Below are 23003 nucleotides of genomic sequence, written 5' to 3'. Positions count from 1 at the left end.
GCACCGGTTCGCGGCCCTGGACGTCGGTTCGATACGGCGGGGCGATCGCCCGTCAGTTCTCGGCGGCCTGCTTGATCCCCGCGATCGTGTGCTGCAGCGCCTTCCGCAGTGCGGCCTCGCGGTTCTCGAAGAAGTTCTCGGCGTGCTCGGGTGGCAACTGGTCCCGGACCGATGCGAAGCCTTCGGTGACCTCCTGCAGAACGAAGCGCTGGGTGAGCCGGGCGCCGTCCGCGTCCTCCTCGACCTCGAACGACCACACGGCAGTGCCGGTCGCGTGGGTGTCAGCCAGCACCTCCCAAGCGAAGCGCCGGTCCGGCTCGGCCGCGACGACCTCGCACTCCGTGGTCCACGTCCGCCCGCCGGCCTCGTTGTGCCCACGGAAGCGCGCCCCCACGGCGCCGGGGAAGTCCGAGGTCCATTCACCGCCGGTGTTCTCCGGACTCCACTCGCCCATCCGCGTGATGTCGCTGGCAAGCGCGTACACGTGGGACGGCTGCGCCGCGATGTGGGTCGAGGCGTGGATGTCGTAGAAGGGGTGCGCCGCGGCGCTGGAAGCGGTCGGGCGAGTGCTCATGTCAACTACCTCGATGTGATCTTTTTGAAAATTCCGTGCCGGGGCTCGCCTGTGGGGCACAGGCACCATAAGGTCACGTTCTCGTGACCTACGATTTGTACGTCTTACCCGTCGACCCCGACAGGCACTGGCGGGATGTTCTCGGCGAGCAGGTCAGCGGCGGTGACCATCCGGAGTGGCCGCCCGCCGAACTGAGTGACGACGAGTTGAGCAACTGGGACCGAATCGTGGCGAGGGTGCGCAGCGAGGTCGCGCCGCCCATCGCGGAGTGCTTGCCCGACCGGGCGACCTTGAGCGTCGAGGGACCGGACGTGACGCTGAGCTACTCGCACGAGCGGGTAGCGGTACGGATCCCGCTCGGCTACGCGGATGTGACGGCGTTGCGCGCGCTCTACCGGGGTTACACGATCGCGCGCATCGTGGCCGCCGAGACCGATGCCCTCGCGGTGGATCCCAGCACCGGCCGTCAGCTTCCGGCCCTGCCCGTGGAGGCAGCGGAACCGGAACAGGCCCGGCTGGCTTCCTGACGGGAGCAGCTGGGCGCTGACGGCCGGTGCTGGGATCCTGACGGGAGACGGGGAGTTCCGGAAGCGGTGGCGGCCGCTCGCGGCGCGGACCGATCCGCGCCACCGCCCCGGGGCCGAGCCGCCTCCGGAACTCCCTCCGCTCGGGTCCTCACCCCTCCCAGTCGGCGTTCAGCTGGGTGGAGCGACCGGAGACCCCGGAGCTCCCGGCCGGGGCGCTGCCGTTGTGCGAGTGGCGACCGTTCGGCGCGAACGGGTCCTCTTCCGCTTCCGCGATCGGAAGCTCTTCCGGGCGCCGGGACAGCGCCACCGCCGCCACTGCGGCCAGTCCGGCGAGCACGAGCAGCAACCACGGCCACTTGCGTCGCTTCTTCGGCATGGGCTCGATCTTGGCGGCGAGTTCCCTCCGCGCCAGTTCGGTGTTCTTCGACAGCTGCTTGCGGGACTTCTCGGCCTTCTTCTCCCACCGCTTGCGTGCCCGCTTGCCCTTCTTGGCGATGTCCGCCCGGGACATGCCGGTGGCCCGCTGCGCGAGCCGTTCCTGGAGTTCGTCGGCGGAGATGCCGTGGCTCGCGAGTTCCTGCTCTGCGCGTGCCGTGGCGTGGCGGGACATCTCGACTCCCGCGTGGCTCGCCCGGGTGGCACCCTTCCGCGCTGTGCGCATTCCGGTACCGACCGCCTTGCCCACGCTCTCACCAGCTCGGGCCATCGCCTTCACCTCGTCCATCGTGTGCCTCCTTGGCCGACGTTCGCCGGTCGTGGTCCTCGTCCGCGGCACCCGTTCGACGAACGGGTGCCACCCGTTGCGGGACGATCACATCCATACTGCACCCGAACACGGCGTTCGCGCCTTTCGATGGGAGGATGGTCGACGTGGCTGAAGACAACGGATCGCTCGTCGGGACGACATTGACCGCCACCCTGCACACCTCGCAGGGCGACATCAGGGTCAATCTGTTCCCGAACCAGGCGCCCAAAACCGTCGGCAATTTCGTTGGCCTTGCCGAGGGCACGCAGGAATACACCGGGCCGAACGCCCGGGGAGAACACTCCGGCCCGTTCTACGATGGGGTGATTTTCCACCGTGTCATCGAAGGCTTCATGACCCAGACCGGTGATCCGACCGGTACCGGTCGCGGTGGTCCCGGGTACCAGTTCGCGGACGAGTTCCACCCGGAGCTGCAGTTCGACCGCCCGTACCTGCTGGCGATGGCGAACGCGGGGCCGAACACGAACGGTTCGCAGTTCTTCATCACGGTGGCGCGCACCGCGCACCTGAACTTCAAGCACACCATCTTCGGCGAGGTGGCCGACCAGCAGTCGCGCGACGTGGTCGACGCGATCGCGAGCACGGCAACCGGCCAGATGGACCGTCCGGTCAGCGACATCGTGATCGAGAAGGTCAGCGTGGAGCGCGGCGAGTCCTGACGTGACAGATACGTCCGGGTCACCCCAGGAGCCGCAGGCCTTACCGGCCTGCGTGCGGCATCCGGACCGGCCGACCGGACTGCGTTGCACGCGCTGTGACCGTCCGGCTTGCCCGGACTGCCTCCGGGAAGCCTCGGTCGGGTATCACTGCGTCGACTGCGTCGCGGAAGGACAGCGGGGCATGCGGAACCCGGTGACGATCGCCGGGGCCCGACTGGGCTCCAAGCCGGTCGTGGTTCCGGTGATGATCGCGATCAACGTCCTGATCTTCGTGCTGACCGCGGTGCAGGCGGGTAGCACCTCGACCAACCACGCCTCGGCGACCTTCTCGTCCTACGCGTTGTGGCCGATCCTGGTCGCCGGCGGCGAGTGGTGGCGGTTGCTCACCTCGGGCTTCCTGCACATCGGGCTGGTTCACCTGGCCATGAACATGATCGCCCTCTGGGTCATCGGTCGCGATCTCGAGATGCTGCTGGGGCGGCTGCGCTTCACATCGGTGTACGTGTTGTCGCTGCTCGGCGGATCAGCCGCGATCTTCCTCTTCGGAGAGGTGACCAGGCCGGTTGCCGGGGCGTCCGGGGCCGTCTACGGCCTGATGGGCGGTATCGCGGTGGCCGCGCTGCGGCTGAAGGTCAGCCTGCGCCCGGTTCTCGTCGTCATCGTGCTGAACGTGGTGCTGAGCGTGACGATCCCCGGCATCTCCCTGCTCGGGCACCTCGGTGGCCTCGCGTTGGGAGCCGTGTCGACGGCGGCCCTCGTGTACGCCCCGCGCGAGCGACGGACGCTGTTCCAGGCGGGTGTGCTGGGTGGATTGCTCGTGCTGCTGGTCGTCGTGCTGATCACCCGGGACCTGCAGCTGGGCAACGTCGTGTGCTTCGGTCAGGGACCCGAGATGAGTTGCGGAGTGCTCTCCGGCTGAGCCCGGTGGGTCGACTGATCCCGCGTGCGCCGGCGAAACCCGGTCACGACCCGCTGGGCGGCTCTGCTCGCGGTGGTTCCAGACGGCGCTTCCCAACGGCAGCGTGGTCAACCGCGTAGTTCGTCAACCGCGTAGTTCGTCAACCGCGTAGTTCGTCAACCGCGTAGTTCGTCGAGCGCGTCGGCGACGTCCCGCGGGTCGGCACCCAGCTCGGTTCGGCCGAGCACGACCAACTCGCCCTCGGCGGTGTCGAGCTCCAACGACTCGACGGTTCTGCCGAGCCGTTGGCCCCGTGCGATCCGGACCGTCACATCCGCCCACGGCCAGTGCCGGGACCCGCGCAGACTTCGCACCGTGAGTCCCCGCGAGTCGGCCAGCAGTCGCGGGCGGAGCACGCTGCCGATGGTGGCGGCCGTCGCGAGCACCAGCACCAACACGCCGACGAACAGTCGATCAACCGGCGAGTCGGCGAACCACCACCACAGCGCGGCGGCACCCGCGAGCCCCCAGCCGCAGGTCACCACCCCCGCTGGAGTGGACCACTGGAGGGGTTGCCGCCGGCCTTCCACAGCGTCATCCACTTTCGTCCCCAGAGTTATCCACAGGAGTTATCCACAGTGGGGATGAACTACACCCGTGTGGTTAGCGATCAACGCCACCGCATGGTCATCAGCAAACCGATGATCATGAAAGCGAAGCCGACGGCGAAGTTCCAGGCGCCGAGTTCGGCCATGAACGGGATCTTCTGGCCGGCCAGGTAGTTCACGACCAGCCACAACAGCCCGAGCAGCATCATGCCGAGCATCACGCCGACGTAGAGCGGGTGCGACGGACCGACGGCCTTCGCCTTCACCGGCGTGCGTCGGTCTCCCGTCGAAGCTGGGGAGGTCTTCTTGCGGACCTTGGACTTGGGCATCGTGTCCTCGCCAGTGGGTTCGGTCGAGATCGGCAGCTGATCGCCGTGGTCGCATCGAACGAGGAACGGCGTGTACCCGAACGGTTCGAGGTCGCTCCGGGCGGACGCGGAACCGGACTCGATGCGGCTCGTTTTCCACCCAACACGTTAACGCAATCACAGCACCGACCGAACACCCCTCGTGCCGGTGTGCCACATCCACGCGGAGTGAGAGGGAGAACGTGGGTACGTCCGACACGGCCGAGGCGCCACCGCCCGACCAGCGTGCCGCACGCGTGCGCACGGCCGTCCGCGTGGTGGGTGAACTGATGATCACCGCGGGTGTCGTCCTGCTGCTGTTCGTCGCCTACGAGCTCTACGTGACCGACTGGTTCTCGGCCCGCAAGCAGGACAGGGCGAACACCCGCCTCGAAGAGCGGTGGAACGACTCCGCCCCGACTCCGGCCGAGCCCCGCGAGGGTCAGGAGTTCGCCCGCCTGCACATCCCGGCGCTGAACGACCAGCGGTTCACCGTCCTCGAGGGCACCGACCAGGGCACGCTCGCGGCCGGGCCGGGGCATTACTCCGCCACCGCACAGCCGGGTGAGCGGGGTAACTTCGCGGTCGCCGGACACCGGATCGGCAAGGGCGCACCGTTCCGGCACCTCGACCGGATGCGCGCGTGCGACGCGTTGATCGTGGAGACGGCCTCCGAGTGGTACGTCTACCGGGTGCTGCCGATGCGCGAGGAGGTCGACGGGTGGGACGGTCACGGCGACGACCCGCGTTGCCGAGGTGTGGCACCCATCGGTGGCCCGTATGAGGACGCCGTGGGCAGGCGGATCGTCGCTCCCGAGCAGGGCGAGGTGATCATGCCCGTTCCCGGCGTGGTCGGTGAAGGCGTTCCCGCACAGCAGCGGACCAGGTTGATCACTCTCACCACCTGCCATCCGTGGTACTCGGCCGAACAGCGGCTGATCGTCCACGGGGTCCTGACCAAGCGCTACCCGAAAGATCCGGACCATCCGAAGCTCCGGCCCGAGGAGGTGGCGGAAGGCTGATGTACGCGTGGATCTGGCGTCGCCTGCCCGGACCGATCGGGGCGAAAGTCGCGCAGGCGGTCGCTCTCATCGTGGTCGTCGTGGCGCTGCTGATGTTGGTCGTCTTCCCCGCGTTCGAGCCGAACCTGCCCTTCAACGAGGTCACGACCACCTGAGTTCTCGCCACGCGCACCCCGCTCGACCGGCCGCGATAGGCTGTAGGGGTGCGTGTACTCGTCGTCGACAACTACGACAGCTTCGTCTACAACCTCGTGCAGTACCTCGCGCAGCTCGGTGCCGACTGCGTGGTGCGCCGCAACGACGTGGTGACCGACGAGGACGTTGCCGAAGCTGATGGTGTGCTGCTGAGCCCCGGGCCCGGCACACCCGACCGTGCCGGTCGCACGATGGAGCTGGTCACCGGCTGTGCGCACGAAGGCCGGCCGGTGTTCGGCGTCTGCCTTGGCCTGCAGGCGATCGGCGCGGCGTGGGGCGGTGTCGTCGAGCGCGCTCCGGAACTCCTGCACGGCAAGGTCAGCGAAATCCGGCACGAGGGTGTCGGTGTGTTCGCCGGTTTGCCGGAGCCCTTCGAGGCCACCAGGTACCACTCGCTGATCGTGCGGGCCGACACGGTCTCCGACGAATTCGAGGTCACCGCGCGCACCGAATCCGGGATCGTGATGGGCATGCGGCATCGCGATCAACCCGTGGAGGGTGTGCAGTTCCACCCCGAGTCGGTGCTGACCGACGGCGGGCACCGGATGCTGGCCAACTGGATGACCGGAGCCGGACACCCGGTCCGACCGCACGTGATCGACGAGCTGGAGCGCGAAACCCGCGCCGTCGCCGCGGCCGCGCGACGCTGAGTTCGAAGCCCAGCCGACGAGCCCAGCCGACGAGCCCAGCCGACGAGAGCACCCAGCCGACGACAAGAGGGGTGGGGCGGACCAGGTCCGCCCCACCCCTCCGGTCAGTCTTCCGCGTGGGGTCGAGGCTCAGTCGAACGGCGGGAAGATGCTGCCGTCCGTCGGCTGGCTCGACGGTGTGGACTCGTAGTCACCGATGTAGAGCGTGACCGTCTGGTCCTTGCCGAGCGTTTCACCGGAGGCGGGGGAGCTCTCGACCACCTTGTTGTCGTGAGCCTCGTTGGTGGTGGCCTTCTTCTCGGTCACGATCTTGCCGGACCAGCCCGCCGCCTCGAGCGCGCTCTTCGCCTCGCTCTCCGACTTGCCGACCAGCGAGGGCATCTCGAGCTGCGAGCCGTTGGAAACGACCAGCGTGACCTCGCTGCCCGGTTTGACCTGCGAACCGCCTTCGGGCGACTGCGAAATGACCGTTCCGCTCGGCTGGTGCGAGTCCTCGTTCTCGCGTTTGACGGTGAACCCGTTGGCCTCCAACGCCGACTTGGCCGACTCGAAAGGCATGTTCACCACGCTCAGGACCGAGGTTTGCTCGGCCTCGCGCCCGACCGTCACGTTGATCGTCGAGCCTTCGCCGATCGTGCCGCCGCGGTGTTCCCACTCCACGACCTTGCCGAACTGCGACGGATCGTCGACTTCCACCGTGTTGGGGGTCGGAGCCATCTTCAAGTTGACCTTGTCGAGCGCTGCGAACGCTTCGTCGACGGTCATCCCGGCGAGGTCCGGAACCTGGACGTCCTTGGGGCCGATACCGCTGCAGATCTGGACCCTGTCCGTCTCCCGCACGATCGTGACCTGCGGTGCCGGCTTCTGGTCCACCACGATCCCGACCTGCTCCGCGGAAGAGTTGCAGGTCGTGGGCTCGAACTTCAGCCGGTCCGCGGTGGCCTTCTGCGCGGCGGCTTCCTTGGTCATCCCCCGGAAGTCCGGCATCTTCAGCTCTGTCTTGTTGTCCGCCTCGTCGAAGATTCCGGTGGCCAGCCAGGCGACCAGGGCGAACACCCCGACGCAGGCAGCCGTGACCAGTGCGGTGAGCCAGTGCTTGCGGTTCCGACGGGGCGCTTCGTCCTCGGCCGCGATGTAGCCGGTGCTCTCCGGCCGGTGCCTGCCCCCCGGATCCATCGCCTCGGTGGGAGCGGACTGCTCCAGCATCGAGGTGTGCTCCTCCTCCGACATGACCATCGGAGCCTTCGGGCGCTGCCCGGAGAGCACCCGAACCAGATCGGCACGCATCTCGGCGGCCGACTGGTACCGGTTGGCCGGGTTCTTGCTCAGTGCCTTGAGCACCACGGCATCGAGCGAGGCCGGCACCTGCGGCGTGACGTCGGAGGGCTTGCGAGGGTCTTCTCGCACGTGCTGGTAGGCCACCGCCACCGGCGAGTCACCGGTGAACGGAGGCTCGCCGGTGAGCAGTTCGAAGAGCACACAACCCGACGCGTAGACGTCGCTGCGCGCATCCACGGCCTCGCCGCGTGCCTGCTCCGGGGAGAGGTACTGCGCGGTACCGATCACCGCGGCGGTCTGCGTGACGGAGGCCTGGCCGTCGTCGAGCGCCCGCGCGATACCGAAGTCCATCACCTTGACCGCGCCGGAGCGCGTGATCATGATGTTCGCCGGTTTCACATCGCGGTGCACGATCGCGTGCCGGTGGCTGAAGTCGAGCGCGGCCGAGGCGTCGGCCATGACCTCCATCGCCCGGCGGGGCGGTAGTGGTCCCTCCGACTTGACGATGTCGCGCAGCGTCCGGCCGTCCACGTACTCCATGACGATGTACGGCAGCGGACCGTTTTCCGAGTCGGTCTCACCGGTGTCGTAAACCGCCACGATCGCGGGGTGGTTGAGTGCCGCGGCGTTCTGCGCCTCCCGGCGGAAGCGCGTTTGGAAGGTGGGGTCGCGCGCCAGGTCGGCACGGAGCACCTTGACGGCCACATCCCGTCCCAACCGGATGTCCCGGCCGCTGTGCACCTCCGACATACCGCCATAGCCGAGCGTGTCGTCGATCTCGTAGCGGTTGGAGAGAAGTCGCGGTTCGCTCATCGATGCGTCGTCCCGATCCTCGTCAATGATCGTCCCATCATGCTGACCCGCAGTGCTGTGTCGATCGTTGTCCGTGGACACAACCGGCGTGCGTGGTCCCCCCGACTTCGTTGTTCAGGCGTACGGGTCTCTTGCCGGGAACGGTTCCGGGCCCGCGGTGCGGGAACGCGGGCGAAGGCCGCATCGCAGTCCGGTTCACCCGGTCGACCGCTTCCCACTTCGGTTCGATCGCCACAGGCGATGCCACGAGTACCTCCGCGTGCGGTTCCGCACTCGTCGGCGTGGCTGCGCGAAGTTGCGTCAGCACGAAAACTCCAACCCCGCCGACCAGTACGAGTACGAGGAACACCACTACCGCGAGCAATACCCACAAACCGGCCCGCTTCCCGCGGCGCGGCCGGACGTCCGGTGCGAGCGCGGGTACTGCTCCTGGAGGATACGTGTTGCCCGTCCGCGCATTCCCACTCGGCGGGGGCGTTGGCTGTGGTACCGGCGGGAGCGGGTGGGCGCCGCTGTTCACAGCGCCAAGGGGCGGCTGCGGCTGTTGCTGCGGGTGTTGCTGTTGCTGCGGGTGTTGCTGTTGCTGCGGTTGGAGCTGGGGTTGGGGCTGTTGTTGGGGTTGTTGTTGGGGAGGCCGCTGGTGTGGCAGTGGTCCAGCCATCGCCGCCGGAGTGGGCAGCGGCCGACCGGCGCGCACACTGGCAACCGCGTTGGCGAACTCACCTCCGGCGCCGTATCGCCGACGCGGGTCCTTCACCAACGTGGCTTCGATCAGCGCCCGCGGCCCCGGCGGCACGTCGGGCGGCAGCGGCGGTGCCACCTCGCGGATGTGCATCATCGCCACGGTCACCGCGTTGTCCGACAGGAACGGGCGGTGACCCTTGAGGCATTCGTAACCGACCACGGCGAGCGAATACACATCGCTGGACGGGGTCGCCTCGGAGCCCAGCGCCTGTTCCGGTGCGATGTAGTGGGCCGTGCCCATGACCATGCCGGACCGGGTGACCGGTGCCGCATCGGCAGCCTTCGCGATTCCGAAGTCGGTGATCTTCACCGTCCCGTTCGCGGTCACGAGGATGTTCCCGGGCTTCACGTCCCGGTGCACCAGACCGCGCTCGTGTGCCGCCTGCAGCGCGTTGCCCGCCTGCTCCAGCATGTCCATGGTGTGCTCGGTGTTGATCCGCCCTTCTCTGGCGAGGATCGCCGCGAGCGGTTCGCCCTCGACGAGCTCCATCACCAGGTAGGCGGTGTCCTGGGGACCGTCGGCGACCGCGGCCGTTTCGCCGTAGTCGTGGACGGCGGCCACTCCCGGGTGGTTGAGCGAAGCCGTCATCCTTGCCTCGGTCCGAAAGCGGTGCAGGAACTCGGCGTCCCCGCACAACTCCGGTTTGAGCACCTTGATGGCCACCGTGCGATCCAGCCGAACGTCCACGGCCTGCCACACCTCGCCCATGCCACCGACGGCGACGCGCCGCTCCAACCGGTACCGGTCGGCGAGCAGTTGGCCGGAGGTCAGCACGGATCAGCCACCTCCCTGCAGCCCCGCACGGATGACCTCGCGTCCGATGGGGGCCGCGATCGAGCCGCCGGTCGCCTCCGCGCCCTCGTCACCGCCGTTCTCCACCAGGACGGCCACTGCGATCTGCGGGTTCTCGGCCGGAGCGAAGGCCACGTACCAGCCGTGCGGCTTGTCCTCCGGGTCGCCGTGCTGGGCGGTGCCCGTCTTGGACGCGATCCGGACACCGGAGATCTTGCCGGAGCCCTTGGTGTTCTGCTCCGACTTGAGCATCATGTCGCGCAGCGTGCTGGCGACGTCCGGTGAGACGGCTTGGCCCATCTCCTCCGGGTCGTGCTCGTCGAGCACCTCCATGTCCGGTGCCCGGGTGCTCTTGACCAGCTCGGGCTTCATGAGCTTGCCGCCGTTGGCGATCGCCGAAACCATCATCGCGTTCTGCATCGGAGTGACCCGAACGTCCTTCTGGCCGATGCCGCTCTGGTAGAGCGCGGCCTCGTTGGACATCGGCCCGAGAGCCGAGTCCGCGACGCTCATCGGGATTTCCAGCTCCTTGCCGATCCCGAAGTCGGCGGCGGTCTGCCTGAGCTTGTCCGGCCCCACATCCCCGGCGATCTCGGCGAACGCGGTGTTGCACGAGTGGGCCAGTGCGGCGGTCAGCGTGTCGCCCGAGCAGACCTTTCCGGCGTAGTTGGGCAGCGGCGTACTCGTCTTCGGCAACGTGATGGAGGCGGCATCGGTGACCTTGCTGTTCGCGTTGTAGCCGTTGTCCAGTGCCGCTGCCGCCGTGATCAGCTTGAACGTGGAGCCGGGCGGATAGGTTTCCGAGACCGCGCGGTTGAGCATCGGGTTGCCCTCGGCGTTCTCGAACTCCTTCCACGTCGCTGCCTGCTCGTTGTTGTCGTGCGAGGCCAACCCGTTGGGGTCGTACGAAGGGGAGTTGACCATCGTGAGGATCTCGCCGGTCGACGGGTCCAACGCCACGACCGAACCCTCGAAACCCTTGCTGGTGAGCTGCTCGTAGGCGGTCTTCTGCATCGCCGGGTCGATCGTCAGCTCGACGTCGCCGCCCTTGGGCTCCCTCCCGAAGAGCAGGTCCGAGATGCGGTCGAAGGCCAGGCTGTCCGCGGTGCCGTTGAGGATCTTGTCCTTGGCGCGCTCGATGCCGTTGGAACCGTACGAATACGAGTAGAAGCCGGTCACCGGCGCGTACATCGGACCGTTCGAGTAGATCCGCTTGTACTTCAGCGGACTGTCGACCTCCTTGGAGCTGGCCAGCGACTGGCCACCGGCGATGATCTGACCGCGCTGACGCGAGTACTCGTCGTCCATCGTGCGCTGGTTGCCCGGACCGTTCCGGAGCGTGTCGGCGTTGATCACCTGAACGTACGTCGCGTTGCCCATCAGCAGCACGACCATGGCCATCATGGCGATGGCCACGCGACGTAAGGGCTTGTTCATCGGGGACGCTCCACCAGTTCGGTATGTGCTTCGGCGATCGGAGCCTGCTTCGGCTTCGGCGCCGCAGGTGTCTGCGGTCGACGCGCGGCGTCGGAGATCCGCAGCAGCAGAGCAACCAGGATGTAGTTGGCCAGCAGCGACGAGCCCCCGTAAGCAAGGAACGGCGCGGTGAGGCCGGTCAGCGGGATCAGGCCCGTGACGCCACCCGCGACCACGAACAGCTGCAGGGCGATGGTGAACGACAACCCGCCGCCGAAGAGCTTGCCGAACGAATCCCGCACCGCCAACGCGCTGCGCAGACCACGCATCATCAGCAGCAGGTACAGCATCAGCACGCCCATCAGCCCGAGAAGACCGAGCTCCTCGCCGATGGAGGCGATGATGAAGTCACTGTTGGCGTACGGAACGATCGACGGCTGGCCGGAACCGAGACCGCTCCCGCCGATACCGCCGGAAGCCATCCCGTAGAGGGCCTGCTTGAGCTGGTAGGCGTCCTCGTGGTGCAACGGGTCCAACCAGGCGTTGATCCGCTGTTGCACGTGGCCGAAGAGGTTGAACGCCAGGACCACGCCGATGCCGACGGCGAACAGCAGCAGACCGAGGACGACCCACACCGCGCGCTCGGTCGCGATGTAGAGCATCACCAGCACGATTCCGAAGAACAGCAACGAGGTGCCCAGGTCCTTCTCCAGGACCACTACGCAGATCGACAGTGCCCACGCCACCAGCACGGGCATCATGTCCCGCGCGCGAGGCAGGTCGACGCCGAGGAAGCGTCGCCCGGCCGTGGTGAACAGTTCCCGCTTGGACACGAGGAACGAGGCGAAGAAGACCAGGAGCAGGATCTTGGCGAACTCGCCGGGCTGGATCTGGCCGAGCGAGCCGAACTTGATCCACAGCTTGGCGCCGTTGGTCTCGGAGATCGCGCTCGGCAGCAAACCGGGCAGGGCCAGCAGGGCAAGCCCCACGAAGCCACTGGTGTACCCGTACTTCGCCAGCGTGCGGTGGTCCTTGACCAGGGCGAGCACGGTGATGAACAGAACCAAACCCACCGTCAGCCAGGCGATCTGCCGCGGGGTGAAGGCGCTCTCCTCGGCGATGTCCAAGCGGTAGATCATCACCAGCCCGAGGCCGTTGATCAACGCCACGATGGGCAGGATCAGCGGATCCGCGTACGGGGCCCAGCGCCGCACCGCGGCGTGCGCGGCTCCGAAAACGGCGAGGTAGGCGAACCCGTAGTAGAGCAACTGCCGCGTGAGCGTCTGCTCCTGGCTGATCTCCACGAGCATGAGCGCGGCAGTGACGATGACCGCCGAGAAGACCAGCATGAACAGCTCCGTCCCCCGGCGGGTGGTGATCCGGGGGGATTTCGCGGAGTTGGTCGAAGGCTCTCCGGCGGGCGCCGGTCGAGACATCAGCTCACCGTCCGGCAAGTGACACCCGGCGTCTGTTCCTCCGAGTGCAACGGTGTTGCGTTCTCACGCGGGGGTTGCGGTTCCTCGGGAGGCAACGGATCGTCCATGTTCGGCGGCGCGTTCGGGTCACTCGGCGCGTTCGGGTCACCGGGCGCGCTCGGATCACCCGGCGGGGGCGGCTGGTCGCCGTTCGGCGGGGGAGCGTCACCCTGCGGCGAATCCGGATTCCTCGGTTCCGAAGTCGCCGGCTCGTTCCCCGGCTTCTCCTCCTTCGGCTCGCACTTGGGCAGCAGTGCGGTCATGCGCAACCGGTGCATGGCCTCCCGAGCCGACTCAAGGCCGTTCACATCGGTGATGCCGTTGATGACATCGCTCCGCTGTGCTTCCTGGAGGTCTTTGACCCCGATCGTCTCGCAGTCGGCGGATGCGTCGGCCGGGCACGAGTCCTCGACCTGCCAACTCATCGAGAGGCCGAGGGTCTTGCCCTGCACGCCCTGGTAGATGACCACATCGTCGGCCTGGTTGACCCCGATGTAGTACTGGCTGAGCACCCACCAGCGGCCGACCAGGCCCAGCCCGGCCAGCACGATCAGCACGCCGCAGGTGACGAGCAGTGCCCGTAACCAGCGGCGCTTCGGGCGCTCGTCGGCCGGTGGCGAGGTGGCCTCGAACCGCTCCGATTGCGGTGTTGTCGGCCGGGTCGCGGCAGAGGCCCTCGCAGCCGAGGAGTCAGGCTGCGGGACCTCATCGCCATTTCCCGCCGCACCACCAACTATCGGTGCGTTCTCGCCGAATTCGACGTCGACCACATCGGCGATGATCACCGTGACGTTGTCCGGGCCACCGCCCTTGAGGGCTAGCTCGATCATCCGGTCGGCGCATTGTTGCGGGTCTTGGATCCGCAGCGCCTCGGTTATCGTCTCCTCGCTGACCGGGCCGGTGAGGCCGTCGGAACACAGCAGGAAGCGGTCGCCGGCCCGTGCCTCGCGCACCGCGAGGTTGGGTTCCAGCTCCTGGCCGGTCAACGCCTTGAGCAGCAACGAGCGCTGCGGGTGGTTGGCGGCCTCCTCCTCGGTGATCCGACCTTCGTCGATCAGCGACTGGACGAAGGTGTCGTCGTGGGTTATCTGGGAAAGCTCGCCGCCGCGGACCAGGTAGGCGCGGGAGTCACCGATGTGGGCCAGCCCCAGCTTGCTACCCGCGAACAGGACCGCGGTCAGCGTCGTACCCATCCCGTCCAGGTCAGGGTCGCTGGCTACCAGCTCGGAGATCGCCCTGTCGCCGGACAGCACCGACTCGCGGAGCTGCCCGAGCAGGTCGTCGCCGGGCTCGTCGTCGTCCAGCGGCGCGAGCGCCGCGATGACGACCTTGCTGGCCACCTCACCGGCGGCATGGCCACCCATGCCGTCCGCGAGGGCGAGGAGTCTTGGGCCGGCATAGACCGAGTCCTGGTTGTTCGAGCGCACCAGGCCGCGGTCGCTGCGGGCTGCGTAGTGAAGGACGAGGGTCATGAGCGCAGCTCGATCACCGTCTTGCCGATTCTGATCGGAACGCCGAGCGGGACCTTGGTCGGCCCCGTGACCTTCGCCCGATCGAGGTATGTGCCGTTAGTGGAGCCTAGATCCTCCACGTACCAGTCGTTGCCCCGCATGGACAACTTGGCATGTCGGGTCGACGCGTAGTCGTCGTCGAGCACCAACGTGGAGTCATCCGCCCGGCCCATCGTGATTGGCCGGCCTTCGAGCGAAATGCGAGTGCCCGCCAGAGCACCGTGCGTCACCACCATCTGACGTGGTGACTTGCTCTTGCCACGGGCGGGCTTGGCCGGTGCCTTGTTGCCACCGGGCATCGGAACCCGCAAACCCGACGCGGAGTACAAATCGGAACGAACCACGCGAAGCGCGGCCAGCACGAACAACCAGAGCAGGGCAACGAACCCTGCTCTGGTCAGCTGAATTACCAGCTCTGGCACTTGTTGTGAACGCTCCTACTCGTTATCGAGCGGCACCTCACGGTCGATCGCCGACCGTGGTGATGCTCAGCCCTGGCTGCGGAACACCAGCGACGAGTGGCCGACGCGGATCACGTCGCCATCCGCCAGCTGCCAAGTCTGCACCGGAGTGCCGTTGACTGTGGTGCCGTTTGTAGAACCGAGATCTGCGAGCATCGCGCTCTGGCCGTCCCACGTGATCTCGATGTGCTTACGGGAGACACCTGTGTCGGGAAGGCGGAACTGCCCCTCCTGGCCGCGTCCGATCACGTTCGAACCGTTCTGGAGCGTGTAGGAGCGGTTCGAACCGTCGTCGAGCTGCAGCGTCGCGGTGAGCTGGCGGGGCATCGCGTCCGGGTAGCCACCGGGAGCGCTCGGCGGGTAGGCGCCACCCGGCTGCGGCGGCTGACCGTAGCCCTGATCCGGGAACCCACCCGACTGCGGGTAGGCGCCGCCCGGCTGCGGCGGCGGGGCGTAGCCCTGGTCATATCCCGGCTGGGGCGGGGCGTAGCCCTGGTCGTAACCCGGCTGCTGGCCGTAGCCCGGCTGCTGGGCGTAGCCCTGGTCGTAGCCCGGCTGCGGTGGCTGACCGTAGCCCTGGTCGTAGGCCGGCTGACCATATCCGGGCTGCTGGGCGTAGCCCTGGTCGTAGCCCGGCTGCTGGCCGTAGCCCGGCTGCGGCGGCTGGCCGTAACCCTGGTCGTAGCCCGGCTGCGGCGGCTGACCGTAACCCTGGTCGAAACCGGGCTGGCCGTAGCCCGGCTGCGGCGGCTGGCCGTAGCCCTGGTCATATCCCGGCTGGGGAGGCTGGCCGTAGCCCTGGTCGTAGCCCGGCTGCGGGGCGTAGCCGTAGTTGGGGTCTTGCCCGTACTGGCCTTGGCCGTAGCCCTGGTCGTAGCCGTACTGCCCCTGCTGGCCGTACGGATCTCCCTGGGGATAGTGGCCTGGTGGCTGGCTCATGGGTCGGTCTCCTGCGGTACGAGGGGTTGCCGACCGTCGATTTACGTCGGGGTCGACGGTCGATCTGGTTCGAAACTGTCCCGTGTGCAGCGTTTCAGAGCGCTCCAGGGAGACTACGACGTCACCATATGTGTCCCACCCCTGCTCGGTGAGATGCTCCTGAACGCAGTCGGCGAGGAGGTCTGTCACCTGCACTTCCTCGCCGGTGAGTCGTTCGTGATCCGACGGGCTCAGTTCAACCACATAATGGTTGCACGCGAGCAGTCGACCCCCGGCGAGTTCACGGAGCTGCAGCTCAGCTTCTCGCTGGAGTGTCTGGGCGACCTCCTGCGGGACGACCTTTCCGCCGAACACGCGTGCGAAGCTGTTGCCAACAATGCCTTCGAGCCTGCGCTCGAAGCGCTGCACGAGGCCCACGACAATCCCCTCCACACGTCCGACTCCTGTGCCCCATCGTATCTGTGCCAACGGGCCGGGACATCGCCTAGTTCCCAACAAGTCGTGCCCCCCACGTAGGCAGCGTCTCGTGGGGTGCTAATCTTTACGAGCCAGACCAACGGCGGGGCCGGAGAATCCGGTGGACACGCGTGAAGGCGAGAGCCGGATCCGAGTCGGACCCCCGGTGTTCGCGCTGAAAACGGGCAGGATAGAGTTTCAGCAAGCCACGGGCGAGTGGCGGAATGGCAGACGCGCACGGTTCAGGTCCGTGTGTCCGTAAGGACGTGAGGGTTCAACTCCCTCCTCGCCCACTCGAAATCCCCTCGGTTCAACCGGGGGGATTTTTCGTTTTGTACGGATTCAGATCCTCGTTCGGTGCTGGTTAGCGGTCGTCGAGTTCAGCGTTCGAATGACGTGATGCGCATCGCTCACTCTCCGCGGCAGTATTCGAGTCACCCGAACGTTTCGTGGGGCATTCGATGCTCGATGTCCGGTTCGTCGTAGGTAATCGGCCGGTATCGCCGTTGGCGAACACGCCGACGTTGTGACGAGCGCAATGCCGTGATCGAACGTGATGGTTGCCACGAATCGCATTGGTCGGCAAGCCCCGGCGAATCTCCCGCGAAGTCCGGGCGGTCGTGCGGCCGGGCATCACGCGTCCCAGACCACCTCCGACGGTTTGTGCGGGGTGATGGCCTCGGTGCATTCACCGCACCGCTCGTTGATCTTTCGGCTGATGTCCTCGCCACCGCTCGGCGCGCCGAACGGAACCTTGATCCACCGGTTGCACACTGTCGGCAGCAGCTGACCGCCGGGAAACGAACCGGGACCGAACTCCACCGCGTGCCGGACCCGCGCACCCGGCCCGAGGAGCCAGTACACCGTTTGTCGCATCACGCCTCCAACAAGCCGCGAGAACCGGGCAGACGAAGATTACTGATGAAATTTCACGCTGAGTAGATATCGTTGGTGTGAATGCTGCCGGGAGGGGACGGCTCCGCTGGCAGACTGCGGCCGGCGGGGCAAGGAGGTGGCGAGTGCGCAAGGCCAGTCCCACGGGCCGGAAGCGCCAGCTCGGTGCTGCGCTCCGGCGACTGAGGCGAGCCTGCGAGCTCACCGGTGACGAGGTCGCGGCTCAGCTGGAGTGGTCCTCGGCGAAGGTCAGCAATGTCGAAACCGCCCGGGTCAGCTCCCATCCCAACGACATCAAGCTACTGCTCGACCTGTACGCGGTGCACGACGAGGACCAGCGCGAACGATTGCTGCAGCTGTGCCGGGAGTCCAGGGAAAGAGGCTGGTGGCAGGAGTTCGGCTCGGCCGTGGAGCCCTGGGCGAGTCGGTACATCGGCCTGGAGGACGCCGCGAGCAGTATCCGGTACTTCGGAATCGACCTCGTCTACGGCCCGATGCAAACCGAGGAGTACGCACGCGCCGTGGTCGAGGCAGGCGCGATGAGCGCCGGGCGGGCACACGTCGAACGCGTTGTGCGGTTGCGGCTGGCCAGGCGTCGGCTGTTCAGTGCGCCCGATGGGCCGCGGGTGCGCGCGGTGCTCGACGAGTCCGTGCTGCGCCGTCGGGTCGGGGGACCGGGGGTGATGCGGGAGCAGCTCCTGCACCTCGCGCGGCTGGCCGAAGAACCCGGGCTGGAGTTGCGGGTTCTGCCGTTCGAGGGGGGAGCTCATCCGGTGATGGGAAATCAGTTCCAGATCCTCGGATTCGAGGACGGCGGGGACATCGTCTACCTGGAGTCGATGACCGGAGCGCAGTACCTGGACAAGGGTGTGGAGGTGGACGGCTACGGGCAGGTGTTCGACCGGTTGGTCGGGCAAGCCCTGGACACCTCCGCGAGCCTGGAGATGCTGCGGTCCGTCGCGGGGGAACACCGCTGACGTTCCTGACTCGCCCGAAGAGCTCCTGAGGACCTCGGCAGGCACCAGCCACACCCAAGGCACCGGCACAACACCCAAGGCACCAGCACAACACCCAAGGCACCAGCACAACACCCAAGGCACCGGTACAACACCGAAAGCACCGGCACAACACCGAAAGCACCGGCATATGTCGAGAGGAAGGGGAATCGTGGCCAGCTGCGAGGAACTCGGTCTGCACTGGACCGAATCCGGCCGCGCGGACGCGGCTGCACCGGTAGTCGTCCTGTCCAACGCGCTGGGTTGCACGCTGGACATGTGGGACCCGCAACTCGACCTGCTGGAGGCCGACTACCGCGTCATCCGGTACGACCAACGCGGCCACGGCGGGTCTCGTCGACCCCCGGGGCCGTACCTGTTGGAGGATCTCGCCTTCGACGTGCTGGCGCTGGTCGATCACCTCGGCGTGCGGAAGTTCTCCTTCATCGGGGCAGCGCTCGGGGGAATGATCGGGCTCTGGTTGGCAGCGCACGAGCCGGAACGCGTGGAGCGGCTCACGGTGTGCTGCACCACGGCATGCCTCCACCATCGCGACGCCGAACTGGAGCGCGCGGAGGCCGCCCGGGAGCACGGCACCAGTGAACTCGTCTCGCCCACGATCGAGCGGTGGTTCACCCCGTACTTCCGTGAGCACCACGGTGCCGAGACGGCGGGGTACGCGGCCATGATGGCCAGCACCGACGACGAGGCGTACGCATTGTGCTCCGAAGCGATCGCGCATGCCGACCTGCGATCGGACCTGTCCGCGATCTCCGTGCCGACACTGGTGATCGCGGGTGCCGACGACCCGGTCACGCCGCCCGAGCACGCGGAGGAGATCGTGGCGGGGATCGGCTCCAACGCCAGGCTCGAGGTGCTGGCGCACGTGGCGCACCTGGCCAATGTGGAAAGCGCCGAGGATTTCAACGCGTTGCTCGAGCTGTGATCGCCGGTCGGTCGGTCCCGGATGGGCCGCGCCGGGATGGCCCCGGCCGCCCGGGCGATCTCTCGGCAGTAGCCACGTCGGGGCACCGTGGAGGCGAATCTCGCGCCGGGTGGCGGGAGCGGTCGGTGCGCGTGGGAGGAAGGCATGGCGGGAAACAGTCGTGATCCCGGGCGGTCGGTGATCGCACGAGCGTTCGGCGTGCTGACCGCTTTCGACGCCGAGCACCGCAAGCTGACCTTGACCGAGATCGCGCACCGTGCGGATGTCCCGCTGGCCACCACCCATCGCCTCGTCGGTGAGCTGGAGAGCTGGGGCGCGCTGAAGCGGGACCGCGACGGGCGGTACGTGATCGGGTTGCGGCTCTGGGAGCTGGCCACGCTCGCTCCGGTCAACCGCGACCTGCGCGAAACCGCGCTGCCGTACATGCAGGAGCTGTGCGAGAACACGCACGACAACGTGCACGTGGCGGTGCGCGACGACTTCAACGCCGTCTATCTGGAGAAGTTGACCGCGCCCCGTTCGGTGCCGATCGTTTCCCGGAGCGGGGCTCGCCTCCCGTTGCACGCGACAGGCGTCGGCAAAGTGTTGCTGGCCCACGCGCCGACAACCCTGGTGCACGAGTACTGCGGACCGGGTCTCGCGCGCCTGACCCCGTACACGATCACCGAGCCCGGGCGGCTGGCACGCGAACTCCAATCCGTCCGGGAGCGGGGTTTCGCGCAGACGACCGAGGAGATGACCCTCGGGAACTGCTCGGTGGCGGTGCCGATCCGGGATGCCTCGGGTGAGGTCATCGCAGCTCTCGGCGTCGTGGCCCACAGCGTTCGTGCGGACCCCCGGAAGTTGGTGCGGCCGCTGTTGCCCGCGGCGAACGGTATCTCGCGGCGACTCGGCGAGCGCGAACTCGAGGGTGGCGACACGGACTGCTGATCGCTGCCGGTCAGCAGGTTGCGAAGCTCACCGGACGTCACCTGAATGGCGGCACCGCGGGGCTGAAGTCGGGTTGCCGCTCGTCGACCGGTCACCGACTCCTCGGCGCCGCCGGTCGCAGAGCGGCATGTCACCTGGAGTGGAATCCTCGTCGAGCTGTTTTAGTCGGAGACGCACGTACTGGGGGCTTGACAACGAGGGCAGTGCATCGAGGGAGGCGGAAAGCCGTGACCGGAACGCCGGGACGTGCCGTGATGGAAAACGAAATCCGGGTCTGCTCGGCCGAAGTTCGATCCTCACTCGACTTACCAGCATCAATCGGCACGCTCGCGGAACTGTCCGCGAAGCAGCTGGAATGGCGCGGCAGCGTGTTGCCGCCGGTGAAGCTCCTCGGGCGACATGTCGTCCCCGTGGCCGAACTCATCTCGGACGCGCACGCCGAGCGGCTCTGCTTCGGCAGTGCGCCGGTGCTGGATCGGACCGAGATCGCCACCTGGGTGTGGCCGGAGATGGAGGGGCGGGTGCCACCGTCGGCCACCAACCTGGTGGGGATGCTGGCGCCTGCGCGGCACTGGCGCAGCGCATTGACCGCTGCGGTGCCGTTCGCCCGGTTCACGTCGACGGCGATCGTGATTCCCAGGAGCGTCACCGAAGGGGCGGACTTCGTTTCCACTTGTCTCATCCGAGCCCGCCAGTTCGGCATCGCCGTGCTGAGCGCGGAAGGTGAGGACGTGCGGGTGGAGCTGGCCGGGCGTGCCTTCGCGGACGCGCCGCCGGCCGAGCCCACCGCAATCTCCAGGTGGGTCGACGAGGTCGTCTACGAGCAGCTGCTCGAGATGGAGGTTCCGGCTCCCACCGTTTGGTGAGGCGTGTTCCGGAGCTTTCGTGACCGGCCGTGCAGGTGGTCGTGCCGTGGTCGTGCTCGGGGCCGGGCCCGCTTCGTTCGACCCCGGCCCCGGTGCACGTGCGACCCGACGCTGCCGACCCCGACCCGACGCTGCCGACCCCGACCCGACGCTGCCGACCCCACGCTGCCCACCCCACGCTGCGTGCGACCGAACGCGTTCCCGGAGAACTCCTTAGGCTGTACGCATGCGAGTGGTGGTAGCGGGCGGACATGGCAAGATCGCGCGGCACTTCGGGCGGCTGCTGGCCGAGCGCGGTGACTCGGTGCTGGGATTGATCCGAAACCCCGAGCACGCCGACGACCTGCGGGCCGAGGGGATGGAACCCGTGGTCGCCGACCTCGAGGCGATCGACGTGGAAACCTTGCGGGAGTGGCTTTCCGGCGCGGACGCGGCCGTGTTCGCGGCAGGCGCCGGTCCGGGCAGCGGTGTGTCGCGAAAGGAAACGGTGGACCGGGGCGCGGCCGAACTGCTTGCCGACGCCTGCGAGCGAGCCGGTGTCCGCAGGCTGCTGCAGGTGAGTTCGATGGGCACGGCCAAGCCGAATCCGCCCGATGTGGGTGAGGTCTTCGGGGCGTACCTGGATGCCAAGCGCGCGGCTGAAGAGGATCTCCGGGCGCGTGCGTTGGATTGGACGATCCTGCGTCCTGGCGTGCTGACCGACGATCCCGCGACGGGCAAGATCCGGTTGGCGGAGTCCGTGCCTCGCGCGGAGGTGACGCGCGCGGAGGTGACGCGCGCGGATGTCGGAGCTGTCCTCGTGGCACTCCTCGACGAGCCGCGGGCGGCACGGCGCGCGCTGGAACTCGTCAACGGCGAAACCGCCATCTCCAGTGCGGTTCCCGCGGCGGTGCGCTGAGTACGTCGGGCGTGCCTCGGCGTCAGGTGCCGAGCACGCGGTCGAGGTACGGATTTCGGAAGATCCCCTGCGGGTCCACTGCGGACCGCACCCGGTTGAAGTCGTCGAAGCGCGGATAGCGATAGCGCAGCGCATCGGCGTCGAGGGTGTGCAGCTTGCCCCAGTGCGGTCGGCCGCCGACGTGCCGGACGATCGACTCGAAGGTGCTGAACCAGTGCCGGTAGGGCATCCGGGCGAACTGGTGGATGGCGATGTAGGCGGTGGACCGCTGGTGTGCGGTCGACAGCCAGATGTCGTCCGCGGCCGCGACCCGGACTTCCACCGGGAACATCACCGGATGTTCAATACCGGGTACGGACGCCCTGAGCTCGGCGAGCACGTCCGGCAGAGTTTCGCGCGGGATCGCGTATTCCGATTCGACGAACTTGATGCCGCGCCGGGTGACGAAGACGCGGTGTGAGCGATCGCTGTAGGTACGAGCCGACCAGGTTCCGCCCGCCAACCGGTTCAGCGGGCGCACCAGTGCCGGCACAGCGCGCCCGAGGCGGCACAACCCACCGAAGGCGACGTTCTCCAGCAGCTCGTATTCCAGGTAGCCGCGCATCCGCCCGAGCGGACGGGGTGCGACGTCGGCCGGGAGTCGGTTGTTCCGCTTGACCAGCGTGTTCGCACTGTGCGGGAACCAGTAGAACTCGAAGTGGTCGTTGTGGTCGGCGAGCGCGTCGAAGTTCTCCAGCACGCGGTCGAGCGGTTCCGGACGCTCGTCGGCGTCGAGGGCGAACGCGGGTACGCAGCGCAAGGTGACGGTGTGGATCACTCCGAGCGCGCCGAGGCCCACGCGGGCGGCGTTGAAGAGCTCGGGGTTGTCGGTGGCCGAGCAGTGCAGCAGGGAGCCGTCCGCCAGCAGCATTTCCAGTGCTTCCACCTGCGTAGCCAGCCCGCCGAGCGCGGCCCCGGTTCCGTGCGTCCCGGTCGAGATCGCCCCGGAGACGGTCTGCCGATCGATGTCGCCGAGGTTGGGCATCGCCAGACCGAGGTCGTCGAGCTCGCGGTTGAGCCGGTGCAGGGGAGTGCCCGCCCGGACGGTGACGAGTCCCGTGTCCTGGTCGGCCCGCGTGATACCGGACCAGTGCGAGAGGTCGAGCGCGATTCCGACGTTCTCGGGTGTCCCGATGCTGGTGAAGGAGTGGCCGTTGCCCAGAGGACGTACTCGCGAACCGCGGTGCCGCGCGTCCCGGAGCACCGCGGCGGCTTCGTCGACGTCCCGGGGGCGTGCGGTGCTGCCGGGACCGGCGGTGGTGGTTCCCGCCCAGTTCTTCCACGTGACTCGCGTCATCACAGC

The 23003-nt window shown here is 67.7% G+C and carries 24 protein-coding genes, 1 tRNA gene and 1 pseudogene; 12 read left to right on the top strand and 14 right to left on the bottom strand.

Annotation, left to right across the window (positions count from 1 at the left end; genetic code table 11):
- Positions 1 to 52: 52 nt before the first annotated feature.
- On the bottom strand, positions 53 to 574 hold the full coding sequence (locus tag ACYVAN_RS10355) for an SRPBCC family protein (RefSeq protein WP_460958180.1): 522 nt from the start codon (positions 572 to 574) through the stop codon (positions 53 to 55).
- 83 nt (positions 575 to 657) lie between these two features.
- Here ACYVAN_RS10355 and ACYVAN_RS10350 point away from each other — a divergent pair, with 83 nt between their 5' ends.
- Entirely contained in the window at positions 658 to 1101 is a 444-nt protein-coding gene (locus ACYVAN_RS10350) for a hypothetical protein (protein ID WP_460958178.1), read from the top strand.
- Positions 1102 to 1249: 148 nt separating this feature from the next.
- Here ACYVAN_RS10350 and ACYVAN_RS10345 read toward each other — a convergent pair whose 3' ends face one another.
- A complete protein-coding gene (locus ACYVAN_RS10345) occupies positions 1250 to 1825 on the bottom strand; it encodes a hypothetical protein (protein WP_460958176.1) in 576 nt (191 codons plus the stop codon).
- 146 nt (positions 1826 to 1971) lie between these two features.
- On the opposite strand from ACYVAN_RS10345, the gene ACYVAN_RS10340 reads away from it, so the two are divergent.
- Both ACYVAN_RS10340 and ACYVAN_RS10335 read left to right on the top strand, forming a co-directional pair.
- A complete protein-coding gene (locus tag ACYVAN_RS10340) occupies positions 1972 to 2526 on the top strand; it encodes a peptidylprolyl isomerase (protein ID WP_460958174.1) in 555 nt (184 codons plus the stop codon).
- A gap of 181 nt (positions 2527 to 2707) precedes the next feature.
- Positions 2708 to 3445 (top strand): rhomboid family intramembrane serine protease, encoded by a 738-nt coding sequence (locus ACYVAN_RS10335; protein ID WP_460958171.1) that lies wholly within the window; start codon positions 2708 to 2710, stop codon positions 3443 to 3445.
- A gap of 155 nt (positions 3446 to 3600) precedes the next feature.
- Here the strand turns inward: ACYVAN_RS10335 and ACYVAN_RS10330 are convergent, their stop codons facing one another.
- Both ACYVAN_RS10330 and crgA read right to left on the bottom strand, forming a co-directional pair.
- Positions 3601 to 4026, bottom strand: a complete 426-nt coding sequence (locus ACYVAN_RS10330; protein ID WP_460958169.1) for a PH domain-containing protein — start codon at positions 4024 to 4026, stop codon at positions 3601 to 3603.
- A gap of 68 nt (positions 4027 to 4094) precedes the next feature.
- The gene (crgA, locus tag ACYVAN_RS10325; protein ID WP_460958167.1) at positions 4095 to 4361 is read right to left on the bottom strand and encodes a cell division protein CrgA; all 267 of its coding nucleotides are present in this window, start codon (positions 4359 to 4361) and stop codon (positions 4095 to 4097) included.
- Between the two features lie 221 nt (positions 4362 to 4582).
- Here crgA and ACYVAN_RS10320 point away from each other — a divergent pair, with 221 nt between their 5' ends.
- Genes ACYVAN_RS10320 through ACYVAN_RS10310 form a run of 3 tightly spaced genes read left to right on the top strand, consistent with a single transcriptional unit; the run spans position 4583 to position 6246 of the window.
- Positions 4583 to 5401: a class E sortase gene (locus ACYVAN_RS10320; RefSeq protein ID WP_460958165.1), complete on the top strand. Its 819-nt coding sequence runs from the start codon at positions 4583 to 4585 to the stop codon at positions 5399 to 5401.
- Positions 5401 to 5556, top strand: coding sequence for a hypothetical protein (locus ACYVAN_RS10315; RefSeq protein ID WP_460958163.1), 156 nt, complete (start codon positions 5401 to 5403; stop codon positions 5554 to 5556). Before ACYVAN_RS10320 ends, ACYVAN_RS10315 begins: the two co-directional genes overlap by 1 nt.
- A gap of 48 nt (positions 5557 to 5604) precedes the next feature.
- On the top strand, positions 5605 to 6246 hold the full coding sequence (locus tag ACYVAN_RS10310; protein ID WP_460958161.1) for an aminodeoxychorismate/anthranilate synthase component II: 642 nt from the start codon (positions 5605 to 5607) through the stop codon (positions 6244 to 6246).
- 129 nt (positions 6247 to 6375) lie between these two features.
- Here the strand turns inward: ACYVAN_RS10310 and pknB are convergent, their stop codons facing one another.
- From pknB to ACYVAN_RS10270, 8 genes and pseudogenes are all read right to left on the bottom strand, one after another.
- Positions 6376 to 8337 (bottom strand): Stk1 family PASTA domain-containing Ser/Thr kinase, encoded by a 1962-nt coding sequence (pknB, locus tag ACYVAN_RS10305; protein ID WP_460958159.1) that lies wholly within the window; start codon positions 8335 to 8337, stop codon positions 6376 to 6378.
- Between the two features lie 37 nt (positions 8338 to 8374).
- Positions 8375 to 9856 (bottom strand): serine/threonine-protein kinase, encoded by a 1482-nt coding sequence (locus ACYVAN_RS10300; RefSeq protein WP_460958157.1) that lies wholly within the window; start codon positions 9854 to 9856, stop codon positions 8375 to 8377.
- Between the two features lie 3 nt (positions 9857 to 9859).
- Complete coding sequence (locus ACYVAN_RS10295; protein WP_460958155.1) at positions 9860 to 11311, bottom strand: peptidoglycan D,D-transpeptidase FtsI family protein; 1452 nt, start codon at positions 11309 to 11311, stop codon at positions 9860 to 9862.
- Entirely contained in the window at positions 11308 to 12726 is a 1419-nt protein-coding gene (locus ACYVAN_RS10290; RefSeq protein ID WP_460958153.1) for an FtsW/RodA/SpoVE family cell cycle protein, read from the bottom strand. The genes ACYVAN_RS10295 and ACYVAN_RS10290 overlap by 4 nt, the downstream gene beginning before the upstream one ends.
- Positions 12726 to 14237, bottom strand: coding sequence for a PP2C family protein-serine/threonine phosphatase (locus ACYVAN_RS10285; RefSeq protein ID WP_460958151.1), 1512 nt, complete (start codon positions 14235 to 14237; stop codon positions 12726 to 12728). Before ACYVAN_RS10285 ends, ACYVAN_RS10290 begins: the two co-directional genes overlap by 1 nt.
- A complete protein-coding gene (locus tag ACYVAN_RS10280; RefSeq protein WP_460958149.1) occupies positions 14234 to 14698 on the bottom strand; it encodes an FHA domain-containing protein FhaB/FipA in 465 nt (154 codons plus the stop codon). The genes ACYVAN_RS10285 and ACYVAN_RS10280 overlap by 4 nt, the downstream gene beginning before the upstream one ends.
- A gap of 66 nt (positions 14699 to 14764) precedes the next feature.
- Positions 14765 to 15676 (bottom strand): FHA domain-containing protein, encoded by a 912-nt coding sequence (locus ACYVAN_RS10275; protein WP_460958715.1) that lies wholly within the window; start codon positions 15674 to 15676, stop codon positions 14765 to 14767.
- A gap of 123 nt (positions 15677 to 15799) precedes the next feature.
- A pseudogene (locus ACYVAN_RS10270) lies at positions 15800 to 16030 on the bottom strand (DUF3662 domain-containing protein); the annotation flags it as partial.
- Positions 16031 to 16342: 312 nt separating this feature from the next.
- Here ACYVAN_RS10270 and ACYVAN_RS10265 point away from each other — a divergent pair.
- A tRNA-Leu gene (locus ACYVAN_RS10265) sits at positions 16343 to 16425 on the top strand.
- Between the two features lie 340 nt (positions 16426 to 16765).
- On the opposite strand, the gene ACYVAN_RS10260 is transcribed toward ACYVAN_RS10265, so the two are convergent.
- Entirely contained in the window at positions 16766 to 17008 is a 243-nt protein-coding gene (locus ACYVAN_RS10260) for a hypothetical protein (protein WP_460958147.1), read from the bottom strand.
- Between the two features lie 143 nt (positions 17009 to 17151).
- On the opposite strand from ACYVAN_RS10260, the gene ACYVAN_RS10255 reads away from it, so the two are divergent.
- The 5 genes from ACYVAN_RS10255 (at position 17152) to ACYVAN_RS10235 (ending at position 21661) form a co-directional block, all read left to right on the top strand.
- Positions 17152 to 18003: a helix-turn-helix domain-containing protein gene (locus ACYVAN_RS10255; protein WP_460958145.1), complete on the top strand. Its 852-nt coding sequence runs from the start codon at positions 17152 to 17154 to the stop codon at positions 18001 to 18003.
- 190 nt (positions 18004 to 18193) lie between these two features.
- Positions 18194 to 18967: a 3-oxoadipate enol-lactonase gene (pcaD, locus tag ACYVAN_RS10250; protein WP_460958143.1), complete on the top strand. Its 774-nt coding sequence runs from the start codon at positions 18194 to 18196 to the stop codon at positions 18965 to 18967.
- Between the two features lie 144 nt (positions 18968 to 19111).
- Positions 19112 to 19897 (top strand): IclR family transcriptional regulator, encoded by a 786-nt coding sequence (locus ACYVAN_RS10245; protein WP_460958141.1) that lies wholly within the window; start codon positions 19112 to 19114, stop codon positions 19895 to 19897.
- Between the two features lie 227 nt (positions 19898 to 20124).
- Positions 20125 to 20763, top strand: coding sequence for a hypothetical protein (locus ACYVAN_RS10240; RefSeq protein ID WP_460958139.1), 639 nt, complete (start codon positions 20125 to 20127; stop codon positions 20761 to 20763).
- Positions 20764 to 20989: 226 nt separating this feature from the next.
- Complete coding sequence (locus tag ACYVAN_RS10235; RefSeq protein ID WP_460958137.1) at positions 20990 to 21661, top strand: SDR family oxidoreductase; 672 nt, start codon at positions 20990 to 20992, stop codon at positions 21659 to 21661.
- A gap of 22 nt (positions 21662 to 21683) precedes the next feature.
- On the opposite strand, the gene ACYVAN_RS10230 is transcribed toward ACYVAN_RS10235, so the two are convergent.
- Complete coding sequence (locus ACYVAN_RS10230) at positions 21684 to 22997, bottom strand: D-arabinono-1,4-lactone oxidase (RefSeq protein ID WP_460958135.1); 1314 nt, start codon at positions 22995 to 22997, stop codon at positions 21684 to 21686.
- Between the last annotated feature and the right edge of the window lie 6 nt (positions 22998 to 23003).

The organism is Parasphingorhabdus pacifica (genome assembly GCF_054779195.1).
Note: the sequence above shows the minus strand (reverse complement) of the source record. Positions and strands in the feature narration are given on the sequence as shown.